The following is a 15448-nucleotide window of genomic DNA, read 5'->3' as shown; positions in this document are numbered from 1 at the left end:
GTGCGGGGCCTGCGGGACGACATTTCCGTGCTGCCCTGCCGCTTCCCGTGGCGAAGGCCATCGCCTTCGCCATCTCGCAACGCTTCCCCTTGTCCGGCCGGGCCTCAAGGCCCGGCCAGCGCCCGCCCGCCCCTCGGCGGGCGCTTCTCGCCCGCCCGGTCGGGCGCTGGCCTCCCGTGTCCCGTGTCACCTTCTGTTTCCGGGTGAACCCGCCCGCGCGGGCGGGGGCGAGGCAGTGCCTCGCCTGCTCCCGCCCGGACAGACCGCGGCGGTTCCGGTGCGGAATGCCGGCGCCCTCTACACCTCCTCCACCATCACCACCCCCTGCATCGCCTTGATCGCGCCGCGGATTTGCGGGGTCACCGGATAGGGCTGCGGCAGCAGCAGGTCCACCTCGCGGCCTTGGTCGTCGGGGACGCAGAGGGTGACTTGCGCACGGGTGCGGCCTTCGACCTTGGACAGCAGCGCGGCGAGGGAAGGGATCGCCTCCGCCCGGTTCAGGTGGATGCGGATCGGCTGCGCCCCGGCCTGCTCGGCCACCGCGTCGATGGGAGAGACGGCATTGGCCAGCAGCTTCACCCCCTCGCCGTCCGGGTCGGCGCGGACGGTGAGGACGACGTTGCGGCCCGGCTCCAGGAACTCGCGGCAGGCTTCCAGGACGTCGGAGAAGACGGTGACCTCGTAAAGCCCTGTCGGGTCGGACAGCGAGACGAAGGCGAAGCGGTTGCCCTTGGCCGACTTCCGCTCCTGCCGGGCAGAGACCGAGCCCGCCAGCTTCTCGACGCTGGGCGAGCCCTTGGCCAGCACCGCGTTGGTGACTTCGGCCAGGGTCTTCACGCCCTTGCGCCTCAGTGCCGACATGTAGTCGTCCAGCGGGTGGCCCGACAGGTAGAAGCCGACCGCCAGGTGTTCGTTGCCCAGCCGCTCCACCGGCAGCCAGTCGTCGCGCCAGGGCAGGCGGGGCTCGGGGATGTCGGTGCCGCTGTCGCCGAACAGCGACACCTGGTCGGAGGCGCGGGCGTCGTGGATGGCGGCGGAATAGGCCACAAGGGCGTCCAAAGCCTCGAACACCCGGGCGCGGTTGGGGTCGAGCTGGTCGAAGGCGCCGGCGCGGGCCAGCATCTCCAAGGGGCGCTTGCCGATCCGCTTCAGGTCCACCCGGCGGGCGAAGTCGAACAGGGTGGCGAAGGGCTTCTCGCGCCCGTCCACCTGACGCGCCTCGACGATCAGCCGCATCGCCTCGACGCCGACGTTCTTCAGCGCGCCCAGGCCGTAGACCACCTTGCCGTCGCGGGCGTCGAAGGTGGCGAGGGAGCGGTTGATGCAGGGCGGGACCGTCTCGATCTCCAGCTTGTCCAGCTCGCGCTTGTAGATCGCCAGCTTGTCGGTCAGGTGGATGTCGCAGTTCATCACCCCGGCCATGAATTCGACCGGGTGGTTCGCCTTCAGCCAGGCGGTCTGGTAGCTGACTACGGCATAGGCGGCGGCGTGGGACTTGTTGAAGCCGTAGTTGGCGAATTTCTCCAAGAGGTCGAAGACCTCGCCGGATTTCTTCGGGTCGATGGCGTGGGTCTTGGTGCAGCCCTCGATGAACTTCGGCCGCTCCTTCGCCATCTCCTCGGCGATCTTCTTGCCCATGGCGCGGCGCAACAGGTCGGCGCCGCCGAGCGAATAGCCCGCCATCACCTGGGCGATCTGCATCACCTGTTCCTGATAGACGATGATGCCCTGGGTCTCGGCCAGGATATGGTCGATGGTGGGGTGGATCGACTCGATCGGGCGGAGGCCGTTCTTCACCTCGCAATAGGTGGGGATGTTCTCCATCGGGCCGGGGCGATACAGCGCCACCAGCGCCACGATGTCCTCGATGCAGGTCGGCTTCATCCTCCGCAGCGCGTCCATCATCCCCGAGCTTTCCACCTGGAACACGGCGACGGTGCGGGCGGCGGAGTAAAGCTCGTAGCTGGCCTTGTCGTCCAAGGGGATATGGCCGATGTCGTTCTCGGCCCCCGGCTTCGGGTCGTAGAGGGTGCGGCCGTCCTGCGCCACATGCAGCGGACGCCCGGATTTCAGGATCAGGCGGATCGCCTCCTGGATCACCGTCAGGGTCTTCAGGCCGAGGAAGTCGAACTTCACCAGCCCGGCGGCTTCCACCCATTTCATGTTGAACTGGGTGGCCGGCATGTCCGAGCGCGGGTCGCGGTAGAGCGGCACCAGCTGGTCCAGCGGCCGGTCGCCGATGACCACGCCGGCGGCATGGGTGCCTGCCGAGCGGTAAAGCCCCTCGATCTGCTCGGCATACCCAAGCAGACGCCCGACGACTTCTTCCTTCGCGGCCTCGCGCAGCCGCGGCTCGTCGGCCAGTGCCTTGGTGATCGAGACCGGCTTCACCCCCTCCATCGGGATCATCTTCGACAGCCGGTCGACCTGGCCGTAGGAGAGTTGCAGCACCCGGCCCACGTCGCGCACCGCCGCCTTGGACATCAGGCCGCCGAAGGTGATGATCTGCGCCACCCGGTCGCGGCCGTATTTCTCCTGCACGTAGCGGATCACCTCTTCGCGGCGGTCCATGCAGAAGTCGATGTCAAAGTCGGGCATCGAGACCCGCTCGGGGTTCAGGAAGCGCTCGAACAGCAGGGCATAGCGGAGGGGATCGAGGTCGGTGATCAGCAGGGCATAGGCCACCAGCGACCCCGCGCCGGATCCGCGGCCGGGGCCGACCGGGATGCCCTGGTCCTTGGCCCATTTGATGAAGTCGGACACGATCAGGAAGTAGCCGGGGAAGCCCATCTTCTCGATGATGCCGATCTCGAACCGCAGCCGTTCCTCGTAATCCTCGCGCGGGGCGGCAAGCTCGATCACCGCCAGCCGCCGTTCCAGCCCCTCCCAGGCCTGGCGGCGCAGTTCCTCGACCTCGTTCTCGGCGAAGACGGGCAGGATCGGCTTGCGCTTCCCGGCCATGAAGGCGCAGCGCTTCGCGATCTCCACCGTGTTCTCCAGCGCCTCTGGCAGGTCGGCGAAAAGCGCGCACATCTCGGCTTCGGACTTGAAGTAGTGCTGCGGGGTCAGCCGGCGGCGCGGCTCCATCTGGTCGACATAGGCGCCCTCGGCGATGCAAAGCAGCGCATCGTGGGCCTCGAACATCTCGGCTTTCGGGAAATAGACGTCGTTGGTGGCGACCAGCGGCAGGCCCATCTCGTAGGCCAGTTCGATCAGCGGGCGCTCGGTGGCGGCCTCGGCCTCGGGCAGGCGGCCGCCCTCGCCGGGGTGGCGCTGCAGTTCGACGTAAAGCCGGTTGGGATAGGCGGCGGCGAGGCGTTCCAGCAGGGCGCGGGCCTTGGGCAACTGGCCGGCGTGCAGCAGCCGGCCGACCGGGCCTTCCGGGCCGCCGGTCAGGCAGATCAGGCCCTCGGCATGGGTCTCCAGTTCCTCGGGCGTGACATGGGGAAGCTGGCCGTCGCCCCGCAGGTAGAGGCAGGAGTTCAGCTTCATCAGGTTCATGTAGCCCGGCTCGGACTGCGCCAGCAGCACCACCGGCGCCGGCAGGCGCGGCTTCTCGCCCGGCGCGGCCGGGTCGTGGGCCAGCGAAAGCTGGCAGCCGACGATGGGCTGGACGCCGGCATCCTTGGCGTGGCTGGAAAATTCCAGCGCGCAGAACATGTTGTTGGTGTCGGTGACGGCGATGGCGGGCATGTTCAACGCCGCGGCCATCTTGACCAGCTTCTTCACCGGCACCGCGCCTTCCAGAAGGCTGTGCTCGGTATGGGTGCGGAGGTGGATGAATCGGGGCGCGCCGGACATGGGAACAGGGTAGGGGCCGGGGCGGTTGAGGGCAAGTCGTGCAGGGGGCGACTTTCAGGCAAAGGGCAAAAGTGCTTCGCGCCCGTGGAATAAAATTCCGCTTGCCTTGAATCGCCCCCGGGGCCTTGATGGAGGCAACGATAAAGGGCGCATGGCCCGCTTTACGCCGCATCGGGCGGCCATGCAGAATGCCCTGACCGGGGAGAAGGCGGCGGACTGACATATGACCGGGCCAGCAGATGGGCCAGAGTCTGGGATCGCGTTCCTGTTGAACGGGGCGCCGGTGCGCGTGACGGGCGAAAGCCCGACGCGGACGCTGCTGGACTGGCTGCGCGAGACACGGGGACTTTGCGGCACCAAGGAAGGATGCAACGAGGGCGATTGCGGCGCCTGCACCGTGATGGTGACGGATCAGGACGGATCGAAGGCGCTGAACGCCTGCATCCTGTTCCTGCCGCAGCTGCAGGGCAAGGCGGTGCGCACGGTCGAGGGGATCGCCGGCCCGCAAGGCCAGGCGCATCCGGTGCAATCCGCCATGGTGGCACATCACGGCTCGCAATGCGGTTTCTGCACCCCGGGCTTCGTGGTGTCGATGGCGGTGGCCCATGCCAACGGCGACCGCGCGCATGACGACGTGCTGGCGGGCAACCTGTGCCGCTGCACCGGCTATGCCCCGATCATCCGCGCGGCGGAGGCGGCGGTTGAGGCGCCCGTGCCGGAGTGGATGACGGCCGACCGCGCCGGGCTTGCGCAACTGGCCGCGACCGAGGTGCCGGGGGCGTTCCGGCCCACGACCTCGGAAGAATTGGCGGAGTGGTATCTGGCCAATCCGGACGCGGTGCTGGTGGCGGGGGCAACGGATGTCGGTCTCTGGGTGACCAAGCAGCTGCGCGACCTGACGCCGGTGGCCTTCCTGAACGGCATCGCCGACCTGCGCCGGATCGAGCGGCAGGGCGACACCCTGCGCATCGGCGCCGGGGTGACGATCACCGATCTGCGGGCGGCGGTGCAGGACCTGCACCCCTCCTTCGCCGAGATGCTGCGGCGTTATGCCAGCACCCAGGTCCGGAACGCGGCCACCATCGGCGGCAACATCGCCAACGGCTCGCCCATCGGCGACGGCCCGCCGGCGCTGATCGCGCTGGACGCCACGCTGCACCTGCGGCGCGGCAACGACCGGCGCGAGATGCCGCTGGAGCAGTTCTTCATCGAATACCGCAAGCAGAACCGTCTGCCGGGCGAATTCGTCGAGGCGGTGAGCATTCCCGTCACCGCGCCCGCCCTGCGCTGCTACAAGCTGTCGAAGCGCTTCGACCAGGACATCAGCGCGGTCTGCGGCTGCTTCAACGTCACCATCGCGGATGGCCGCGTGACGGATGCGCGGATCGCCTTCGGCGGCATGGCCGGCATCCCCAAGCGCGCCTCCCACGCCGAGGCGGCCCTTCAGGGCCATGAGTGGACCGAAGCGACCATCACCCGGGCCATGCAGGCCATGGCACAGGACTTCGCACCGCTGACCGACATGCGCGCCTCTTCCGCCTACCGGATGAAGACCGCGCAGAACATGATGCGGCGCTATTTCCACGATCTGGCCGGGGTTCCGGTCTCGGTGCTGGAGGTGGAGGCATGAGCATCGGCAAGCCGCTTCCCCACGATTCCGCGCCGCTGCATGTGACCGGGCAGGCGCGCTATCTGGACGACATCCCGCTGCCGGCGGGGGTGCTGCACCTGGCCTTCGGCCTGTCTACCATCACCTGCGGCGAGATCACCGCGATGGACCTCTCGGCGGTGCGCAGCGCCCCCGGCGTGGTGGCGGTGATCACCGCCGAGGATCTGGAGCGCGAGTTCCACGGCATCCCGGACTGTTCGCCCTCGCTGGGCGACGAGCCGCTGCTGACCTCGAAGCAGATCGAGTTCCACTCCCGGCCGATCTTCATCGTGGTGGCGGAAAGCCACCTCGCCGCCCGCAAGGCGGCTCGGCGGGCGAAGATCGAGTATCGGGAAGCCCCGGCCCTCTTGACGCCGGAAGAGGCGTTGGCCGCCAATTCCCGCTTCGAGGACGGGCCTTCGGTCTGGACCATGGGCGATGCTGCCGCGGCCATCGCCGCCGCCCCGCATGTGATCGAGGGCGAGCTGGAGGTCGGCGGGCAGGAGCATTTCTACCTGGAGGGCCAGATCGCCGCGGCGGTGCCGGGCGACGACGGCGGGGTGCATGTCTATTCCTCGACCCAGCACCCGACGGAAGTGCAGCACAAGGTCGCCCATGCCCTGCACCTGCCGATGTCGGCGGTGCGGGTGGAGACCCGGCGGATGGGCGGCGGCTTCGGCGGCAAGGAAGCGCAGGGCAACTGGCTGGCGATCTCCTGCGCGCTGGCCGCCCGCATGACCGGGCGCGCCTGCAAGATGCGCTACGACCGCGACGACGACATGGTGGTGACCGGCAAGCGCCATGACATCAAGGTCCGCTACAAGGTCGGCCATGACGACGAGGGTCGGGTTCTGGGCATCGAATACGTCCACCTGATCCGCTGCGGCTGGTCGCAGGACCTGTCCCTGGCGGTGGCCGACCGGGCGATGCTGCACGCCGAGAACTGCTACTGGATGCCGAACATCCGCATCGAGAGCCATCGGCTGAAGACCAACACCGCCAGCGGCACCGCCTATCGCGGCTTCGGCGGGCCGCAGGGGATCATCGGGGCGGAACGGGTGATGGACCACATCGCCTTTGCGCTGAAGAAGGACCCGGTGGAGGTGCGCCGCGTCAACTATTACCGCGAGATGGGCGATGTGAAGACGGGTCCGGGCACCGGCAAGCGCTATGCCGGGGCGCATTCGCCGAAGGCGGCGGAACCGGAGGTGCAGACCACCCCCTACCGGATGCCGGTCGAGGATTTCATCGGCCGGGCGATGATGGACGAGCTGCTGGCCTCCTGCGACTACTGGGGCCGCAAGGCCGAGATTGCCGAATGGAACGCCGGAAGCCCGGTGCTGAAACGCGGGATCGCCTTCACCCCGGTGAAGTTCGGGATTTCCTTCACCCTGACCTGGCTGAACCAGGCCGGCGCGCTGGTGCATGTCTATCAGGACGGGTCCGTCCACCTGAACCATGGCGGCACCGAGATGGGGCAGGGGCTGAACCAGAAGGTGGCGCAGGTGGTGGCGCATGTCTTCGGGCTGGACGCCGAAAAGGTGCGGATCACGCCCACCGATACCGGCAAGGTGCCGAACACCTCGGCCACCGCGGCGTCGTCGGGGTCGGACCTGAACGGCATGGCCTCGAAACAGGCGGCCGAGGCGATCCGCGACCGGATGGCCGCCTTCCTTGCCGAGAAGCATCAGGTCACCGCCGACAAGGTGCGGTTCGAGGACGGCATGGTCCGGGTCGAGGGGGCGGAATATCCCTTCGAGCAGGTCGCGGCCTGGGCCTATCAGGCGCGGGTCAGCCTGTCCTCCACCGGCTATTACGCCACGCCGAAGATCACCTGGGACCGGGTGAAGGGACAGGGCCGGCCGTTCTTCTACTTCGCCTATGGCGTGGCGGTCAGCGAGGTGGTGATCGACACCCTGACCGGCGAGAACCGCATCCTGCGGGCGGACATCCTGCACGACACCGGATCGAGCCTGAACCCCGCGCTGGACATCGGCCAGGTCGAGGGCGCCTATGTCCAGGGCGCGGGCTGGCTGACCACCGAGGAGCTGGTCTGGGACGGCAAGGGCCGGCTGGCGACCCATGCGCCGAGCACCTACAAGATCCCGGCCTGTTCCGACCGGCCGCGGGTGTTCAACGTGAAGCTGTGGGAACGGCCGAACCCCGAGGATTCGGTCGGCAAGTCGAAGGCAGTGGGCGAGCCGCCGTTCAACCTGGGCATCTCGGCCTTCCTGGCCCTGTCCCATGCGGTCGAGGCTTGCGGCGACGGCTCGGTCTATCCCGACCTGCGGGCGCCGGCGACCGCTGAGGCGGTGCTGGCGGCGGTGGATCGGGTGCGGGCCGGGCACGATTTTTCGGCGAAAAATCGGGGGAATGCCGATGCTTGATCCGGTCGCCCTGCGCGCCGCGGTGGCGGCGCATGGCCCGGTCGCGCGCGTCGTGGTCGCGGCGCATGACGGGTCCTCCCCGCGCGAGCCGGGGGCCGAGATGCTGGTCTGGCCGGGGGGCCAGAGCGGCACCATCGGCGGCGGCACGCTGGAATACGATGCGGCCGAGAAGGCGCGGGCGCTGCTGGCGCGGCGCGGCGGGCCGGTGGGGACGCGGGTGCCGCTGGGGCCGGCGCTCGGCCAGTGCTGCGGCGGGGCGGTGACGCTGGTCACCGCGGTGGTGGACGAGGCGGCGCTGGCGGAAATGGAAGGCCGGGCGGCGGTGGCCACCGGCACGGGGGAGATGCCGCTGGCGGTGCACCGCCTGCTGGCCGATGCGCGCGGCCAGGGCCAGCTTCCGGCGGCGCGGCTGGTCGAGGGCTGGCTGGTCGAGCCTGTGGCGGTGGCGAAGCGGCAGCTGTGGATCTGGGGCGCCGGCCATGTCGGCCGGGCAATGGTCTCGGTGATCGCGCCGCTGCCGGAATTCCAGATCACCTGGGTCGACACCGGCCGCGAGCGGTTCCCCGAGGACATCCCCGAGGGCGTGACCCCGGTCTGGTCCCCCGCGCCCGAGGCGCTGGCGGCCCATGCGCCGGCCGAGGCGCTGCATCTGATCGTCACCTATTCCCACGCGCTGGACCTGGAGCTTTGCCACCGGCTCCTGCTGCGGGGCTTCGGCTGGCTGGGCCTGATCGGCTCGGCCACCAAATGGGCGCGGTTCCGGTCGCGCCTGCGGGCACTGGGGCACCAGCCCCTTGCCATCGACCGCATCACCTGTCCCATCGGGGACCGATCCCTGGGCAAGCTTCCGCAGGCGATTGCATTGGGTGTCGCGGTCCAGCTACTCAAAATGAAAAGAAAATCCGAGACGGAGATCGCGGATGACGGGAACGGGGACGGAAAAGGGCGGCGGGGCCGGACGGCCTGAGCTGCTGAAGATCAGCGGCGTGACCAAGGCCTATCCGGGGGTGATCGCCAACAGCGATGTCGGCTTCACCGTCGGCGAGGGCGAGGTCCATGCCCTGCTGGGCGAGAACGGCGCGGGGAAATCCACGCTGGTCAAGATGATCTACGGGCTGGTCCGGCCCGACAGCGGCAGCATGACCTTCCGCGGCCAGCCCTACCAGCCGGCCAAGCCGGCCGAGGCGCGGCGGCTGGGGGTGGCGATGGTGTTCCAGCACTTCAGCCTGTTCGAGGCGCTGAACGTGGCCGAGAACGTGGCCCTGGGGATGGAAAGCCCGCCGCCGATGCGGGAACTCGCCAGCCGCATCCGCGCGGTCAGCGAGGAATACGGCCTGCCGCTGGACCCGGCGCGGATGGTGGGCGACCTGTCGGCGGGCGAGCGCCAGCGGGTGGAGATCATCCGCTGCCTGCTGCAGGACCCGAAGCTCTTGATCATGGACGAACCGACCTCGGTGCTGACGCCGCAGGAGGTGGAGATCCTGTTCAAGACCCTGCGGCAGCTGTCCTCCGAGGGCACGGCGATCCTCTACATCAGCCACAAGCTGGAGGAGATCAAGGCGCTCTGCGACGAGGCGACGATCCTGCGCCGCGGCAAGGTGGTGGGCACCTGCACCCCGCGCGAGCGGACGGCGCGGGAGATGGCCGAGCTGATGGTCGGCACCACCCTGACCCCGCCGGAGCGGCACCCGGTCGACAAGGGCGAAGTCGCGCTCGGCGTCAGCGACCTGTCGGTCGCCTCGCCCATTCCCTTCGGCACCAGCCTGAAGAACGTCTCCTTCACCGTGGCCAAGGGCGAGGTCCTCGGCATCGCCGGGGTGGCGGGCAACGGGCAGGACGAATTGCTGCTGGCGCTGTCGGGCGAGTTGCGGGTGGAGCCGGACCGGCTGCGCATCGCCAGCCATGCGGCGGGCGACCTCGGCCCGGTGGAGCGGCGGAAGGCGGGCCTCGTCTCCGCCCCCGAGGACCGCTACGGCCATGCGGCGGCCCCGGACATGAGCCTGATCGAGAACGCCTTCCTGACCGGCGCGATCCGGCGCGGGCTGGTGAACCGCGGCTTCATCGACTGGGGCAAGACCCGCGCCTTCGCCGAGGAGGTGATCGCCGAATACGACGTGCGCACCCCGGGGCCGGAGGTGGCGGCGCGGGCGCTGTCGGGCGGCAACCTGCAGAAGTTCCTGATGGGGCGCGAGTTGAACCAGTCGCCCTCGGTGATCGTGATCAACCAACCGACCTGGGGGGTGGACGCCGCCGCCGCGGCGGCGATCCGGCAGGCGATCCTCGACCGCGCGGCGGAAGGCGCCGCGGTGGTGGTGATCAGCCAGGACCTCGACGAACTGCTGGAGGTCTCGGACAATTTCGCGGTGCTGAACGAGGGGCGGCTGACGAAGCCGGTGCCGGTTCAGGGCCTGACCATGGACCAGATCGGCCTGATGATGGGCGGCGCCCACGGGATGGAGGTTGCGCATCATGCGGAATGAGGGAATGCGATTTTTCGCCGAAAAATCGGGGGTGTCCGCATGATCCGGCTTGAGAAACGCCCGAACCCCAGCCGGTTCTGGCTTTACGCCACGCCGCCGGTCGCGGTGCTGCTGACCATGGTGGTGGGCGGCATCCTCTTCGCCGCCATGGGCAAGAACCCGATCGAGGTGATCCGCACCATCTTCTGGGACCCGATCTTCGGCGAATTCGCCTTCTACCTGCGCGGGCAACTGCTGGTGAAGGCGGGGCCGCTGATCCTGATCGCCATCGGCCTCGCGCTCGGCTTCCGGGCCGGGATCTGGAACATCGGGGCGGAAGGGCAATACATCATCGGCGCCATCTGCGGCGCGGCGGTGGGGCTGGCGGTGTTCCCGACCGAGAACCGGCTGATCTTCCCGGCGATGGTGATTGCCGGCGCCTTCGGCGGCTGGCTCTGGGCGATGATCCCGGCGATCCTGAAGACGCGGTTCAACACCAACGAGATCCTGGTCTCGCTGATGCTGGTCTATGTGGCGCAGACGATCCTTGCCAAGGCCTCGACCTCGTTCCTGAAGAACCCGGAAGGCATGGGCTTCCCCGGCAGCCGCAACTTCAACACCTATCCGGCGGCGAAGAACGGCTATCTGATCGAGAGCCTGGGCCTGCACTGGGGCGGGGTGGCGGCGCTGGTGACGGCGGTGCTGATCTACATCCTGCTGACCCGCCACATCGCCGGCTTCCAGATCCGGCTGGCGGGGCAGGCGCCGCGGGCGGCGCGCTTCCACGGCGTCAACCCGACCCGGCTGGTGGTGATGTGCATGGGCATCTCCGGCGCGCTGGCGGGCCTTGCGGGCCTGTTCGAGGTGGCGGGCCCGGCCGGGCAGATCAGCATCGACTTCAACACCGGCTACGGCTTCACCGCGATCATCGTCGCCTTCCTCGGCCGGCTGAACCCGCTGGGGATCGTGCTGGCGGGCTTCCTGATGGCACTGACCTACGTGGGCGGTGAGATGGCCTCCACCAACCTCGGCCTGCCCTCGGCGGCGATCCAGGTGTTCCAGGGAATGCTGCTGTTCTTCCTGCTGGGCGTCGACGTGCTGACCAACTACCGCTTCCGCCTGCCGGCGGCGGCTGCAACCGCGGGGGCGAAGTGATGGATTTCGGCGGTATCAATCCGGTCATCCTGATCGCGGGCCTCATGGCGACCTCGGTGCCGATCCTGCTGGCCGCGCTCGGCGAGGCGGTGGTGGAGCGTTCGGGCGTCCTCAACCTCGGCGTCGAGGGGATGATGATCGTCGGCGCCCTCGGCGGCTTCGTCGTGGCGGTCCATACCGGCAGCCCCTTCGCCGGCTTCCTCGGCGGGGCAGTGGCGGGGGCGGCGCTGAGCCTGATCTTCGCCGCGCTGACCCAGGTGTTCCTGGCCAACCAGGTGGCGACCGGGCTGGCGCTGACGCTGTTCGGCCTGGGGCTCAGCAGCCTTGGCGGACAGGGCTACAACGGCATCAAGCCGCCGCATACCGTGGGCCTGCTGCCCGATGCGCTGGCGAAGATTCCGGTGGCCGGGCCGATCCTCTTCGGCCACGACTGGGTGGTCTATTTCTCGATCCTGATGACGGCGGCCACCTGGTATGTGCTGAAGTTCACCCGGGTCGGCCTGATCATCCGCGCCGTGGGCGAGAACCACGACGCGGCCCATGCCCTCGGCTACAAGGTCAACCGCATCCGGCTGCTCTGCATCATGTTCGGCGGCGCGATGGCGGGGATCGGCGGGGCCTACATCAGCCTGGTGCGAGTGCCGCAATGGGTGGACGGGATCACCGCCGGCGCCGGCTGGATCGCCCTTGCCATCGTGGTCTTCGCCAGCTGGCGGCCCTGGCGGGTGCTGGCCGGGGCCTGGCTCTTCGGCGGCATCTCGGTGCTGCAGCTGAACCTGCAGGCAGCGGGCAGCGCGATCCCGGTCGAATACTTGTCCATGGCGCCCTATCTGCTAACCATCGTGGTGCTGGTCATCATGTCCTCGGGACGCGGCAAGGCCTCGATGGGGGCGCCCGCCAGCCTGGGACAGAACTTTCACGCCGCGCGCTAGAAGCGGCACAACATTGCGGGGCCGCGAAAAGGCCTCGCCACAACGGGGAGACTACCGAATGAAACGCAGACACCTGCTTGCAAGCGCCTCGCTGGCCCTCGGCCTGGCCCTCGGCGGCAGCGCCTTCGCGCAGGGCATGGACAAGGTGAAGGCCTGCTTCGTCTATGTCGGCCCGATCGGCGACGGCGGCTGGACCTACCAGCACCACCAGGGCGCGCTGGCCGTGCAGGAGAAATACGGCGACAAGGTCGAGATCCAGTATCAGGAAAGCGTGCCGGAAGGCGCCGATGCCGAGCGGGTGCTGACCCAGATGGCGCTTGGCGGCTGCAACATCATCTTCACCACCTCCTTCGGCTACATGGACGCCACCAATGCCGTGGCCGCCAAGTTCCCCGACGTGAAGTTCGAGCATGCCACCGGCTTCAAGCGCGACCATGCCAACGTCTCCACCTACAACGCCCGCTTCTACGAGGGCCGCGCGGTGCAGGGCACCATCGCCGGCATGATGACCAAGTCGAACAAGATCGGCTACATCGGGTCCTTCCCGATCCCCGAGGTGATGAACGGCATCAACGCCTATTATCTGGCGGCGAAGAAGGTGAACCCCGATGTGCAGGTCTCGGTGGTCTGGGCCTTCACCTGGTTCGACCCGGCGAAAGAGGCCGATGCCGCCAAGGCGCTGATCGACCAGGGCGTCGACGTGATCGCGGCGCATACCGACTCGACCGCCCCGCTGGCCGAGGCCGCGAAGGCGGGCGGCGCGGTGATCGGCTTCGGCCAGGCGTCCGACATGGAGGCCTACAAGCCCTCGCCCCGCGTGTCCTCGATCATCGACAACTGGGCGCCCTATTACGTGGAGCGGATCGGCGCGCTGCTGGACGGCACCTATGAGCAGAAGGACGTCTGGGCCGGCATCGCCGGCGGCGAGGTGCTGATCGGCGAGATCACCGAAGCGGTTCCGGCCGAGGTGAAGGCCGCGGCCGAGAAGGTGCGCGACGACATCGCCGCGGGCACGCTGCACCCCTTCACCGGCCCGATCAAGAAGCAGGACGGCAGCGACTGGCTGGCCGAGGGCGCGACCGCGCCGGACGGCGACCTGCTGGGGATGGACTTCTTCGTCGAAGGCATCACCGCCGAACTGCCGAAGTGATCCTTCGCGGATGACAAGGGAAAGGCCCGCCTCGCGCGGGCCTTTCGCTTTGCGGCGGAGGAGGCGGGGTGAACCCCGCCCTACACCGGACTCCACCCATCGGACCGGCCGCGAATGGCCGTAGGGCGGGGTTCACCCCGCCGCTCCGCCGGGGCATTGGCGAAGGCCATCGCCTTCGCCACAGTGCAACGCTTCCCCTTGTCCCGGCCGGGCCTCAAAGGCCCGGCCAGCGCCCGCCCCGCCCGGGCGGGCGCTTCTCGCCCGCCCGGGCGGGCGCTGGCCTCTCGGGGTTTAGCGTGACCAATGTCTCCGGTTGAACCTTCGCGCACGGGCGGGGGCGAGGCAGTGCCTCGCCTGTTCCCGCCCGGCCCAGGCTTGGGCAAACCTCGCCGCCGCGCATTTCCTGTTTTGAAATTCAAACATGCGAATGTATACTGATGATAGGCGGGGCGCGAGGGGGAGGATTCGCAATGGCGCATGTGGTGGTTCTGGGGGCGGGCCTGGGCGGGGCCATCATGGCCTACGAGATGAAGGAACAACTCCGGCCCGAGGACCGGATCACCGTCGTCACCCGCGACCCGACCTATCACTTCGTGCCCTCGAACCCCTGGATCGCCGTCGGCTGGCGCGAGCGCGACGACATCACCGTCGACCTGGCTCCGACCATGGCGAAGAAGGGCATCGGCTTCCGCCCCACCGCCGCCCGCAAGGTCCATCCGGCCGAGAACCGGGTGGAGCTGGAGGACGGCTCCTCGGTCGACTACGACTACCTGATCATCGCCACCGGCCCCGACCTCGCCTTCGACGAGATCGAGGGTTTCGGCCCGCACGGCGGCCATACCCAGTCGGTCTGCCACATCGACCACGCGCTGAAGGCCCGCGAGGTCTACGAGCGGCTGCTGAAGGACCCCGGCCCGGTGGTGATCGGCGCGGCGCAGGGGGCAAGCTGCTTCGGCCCGGCCTACGAATTCCTGTTCATCCTGGAAACCGCGCTGCGGCAGGCGAAGATCCGCGACCGGGTGCCGATGACCTTCGTCACCGCCGAGCCCTATGTCGGCCATCTCGGCCTCGACGGGGTGGGCGACACCAAGGGCCTGCTGGAAAGCCAGATGCGCGAGAAGCACATCAAATGGATCACCTCGGCCCGGGTGAAGAAGGTGGAGGAGGGCAAGATGTGGGTGGAGGAAGTGGCCGAGGACGGCAGCCTCCGCGCCACCCGCGAACTGCCCTTCGCCTTCTCGATGATGCTGCCGGCCTTCCGCGGCGTCCCGGCGGTCAGCGGCATCGAGGGGCTGTCCAACCCCCGCGGCTTCACCATCGTCGACCGGCACCAGCGGAACCCGGCCTTCCCCAACATCTTCGCCGTCGGCGTCTGCGTGGCGATCCCGCCGATGGGGCCGACGCCGGTGCCCTGCGGCGTGCCGAAGACCGGCTTCATGATCGAAAGCATGGTGACGGCCACGGCCCATAACATCGGCAACCTGCTGCGCGGCAAGGAGCCCGACCAGGTCGGCACCTGGAACGCGGTCTGCCTGGCCGATTTCGGCGACGGGGGCATCGCCTTCGTGGCGCAGCCGCAGATCCCGCCGCGCAACGTCAACTGGTCCTCCAGCGGCAAATGGGTGCATCTGGCCAAGGTCGGCTTCGAGAAATACTTCATGCGCAAGCTGAAGAAGGGCACCTCGGAGCCGTTCTACGAGACGCTGGCGATGAAGGCGATGGGGATCGCCAAGCTGAAGGAAAGCCGGAAGGGGTAGGGCCGGGGCGCTCGCCTTGGCGAAGGCACGTGCCTTCGCCACAGCGCAACAGTTCAACCCACACCGGCCGGGCCCCAAAGGCCCGGCCAGCTCCCGCCCCGCCCTTGGGCCAGGCGCTTCTCGCCCGCCGGGTCGGGCGCTGGCCTCCCGGGGTTTAGG

Annotated in this window: 9 protein-coding genes; 8 read left to right on the top strand and 1 reads right to left on the bottom strand. The window is 68.7% G+C overall.

Annotated features, from left to right (window positions below; all coding sequences use genetic code 11):
• Positions 1-297: 297 nt before the first annotated feature.
• Positions 298-3801 (bottom strand): DNA polymerase III subunit alpha, encoded by a 3504-nt coding sequence (gene dnaE, locus G5B31_RS00615; protein ID WP_165012772.1) that lies wholly within the window; start codon positions 3799-3801, stop codon positions 298-300.
• Positions 3802-4024: 223 nt separating this feature from the next.
• Here dnaE and xdhA point away from each other — a divergent pair, with 223 nt between their 5' ends.
• The 8 genes from xdhA to G5B31_RS00575 all read left to right on the top strand — a co-directional run bounded on the left by xdhA (position 4025) and on the right by G5B31_RS00575 (position 15289).
• Positions 4025-5431, top strand: coding sequence for a xanthine dehydrogenase small subunit (gene xdhA / locus G5B31_RS00610; protein WP_165012770.1), 1407 nt, complete (start codon positions 4025-4027; stop codon positions 5429-5431).
• The gene (gene xdhB / locus G5B31_RS00605) at positions 5428-7836 is read left to right on the top strand and encodes a xanthine dehydrogenase molybdopterin binding subunit (protein WP_165012768.1); all 2409 of its coding nucleotides are present in this window, start codon (positions 5428-5430) and stop codon (positions 7834-7836) included. The genes xdhA and xdhB overlap by 4 nt, the downstream gene beginning before the upstream one ends.
• Positions 7829-8803 carry a xanthine dehydrogenase accessory protein XdhC gene (gene xdhC / locus G5B31_RS00600; RefSeq protein ID WP_165013715.1) on the top strand — a complete coding sequence of 325 codons (975 nt, stop codon included), beginning with the start codon at positions 7829-7831 and terminating at the stop codon, positions 8801-8803. Before xdhB ends, xdhC begins: the two co-directional genes overlap by 8 nt.
• Positions 8757-10316 (top strand): ABC transporter ATP-binding protein, encoded by a 1560-nt coding sequence (locus tag G5B31_RS00595; RefSeq protein ID WP_165012766.1) that lies wholly within the window; start codon positions 8757-8759, stop codon positions 10314-10316. Before xdhC ends, G5B31_RS00595 begins: the two co-directional genes overlap by 47 nt.
• A gap of 39 nt (positions 10317-10355) precedes the next feature.
• Positions 10356-11450, top strand: a complete 1095-nt coding sequence (locus G5B31_RS00590) for an ABC transporter permease (protein WP_165012764.1) — start codon at positions 10356-10358, stop codon at positions 11448-11450.
• Positions 11450-12382 carry an ABC transporter permease gene (locus tag G5B31_RS00585; RefSeq protein WP_165012762.1) on the top strand — a complete coding sequence of 311 codons (933 nt, stop codon included), beginning with the start codon at positions 11450-11452 and terminating at the stop codon, positions 12380-12382. The genes G5B31_RS00590 and G5B31_RS00585 overlap by 1 nt, the downstream gene beginning before the upstream one ends.
• 58 nt (positions 12383-12440) lie before the next feature.
• The gene (locus tag G5B31_RS00580; protein ID WP_165012760.1) at positions 12441-13532 is read left to right on the top strand and encodes a BMP family ABC transporter substrate-binding protein; all 1092 of its coding nucleotides are present in this window, start codon (positions 12441-12443) and stop codon (positions 13530-13532) included.
• 470 nt (positions 13533-14002) lie between these two features.
• Positions 14003-15289 (top strand): NAD(P)/FAD-dependent oxidoreductase, encoded by a 1287-nt coding sequence (locus tag G5B31_RS00575; RefSeq protein ID WP_165012758.1) that lies wholly within the window; start codon positions 14003-14005, stop codon positions 15287-15289.
• Positions 15290-15448: the final 159 nt, after the last annotated feature.

It is taken from the genome of Rhodobacter sp. SGA-6-6 (genome assembly GCF_011043545.1).
Classification (GTDB): domain Bacteria; phylum Pseudomonadota; class Alphaproteobacteria; order Rhodobacterales; family Rhodobacteraceae; genus Pseudogemmobacter.
Note: the sequence above shows the minus strand (reverse complement) of the source record. Positions and strands in the feature narration are given on the sequence as shown.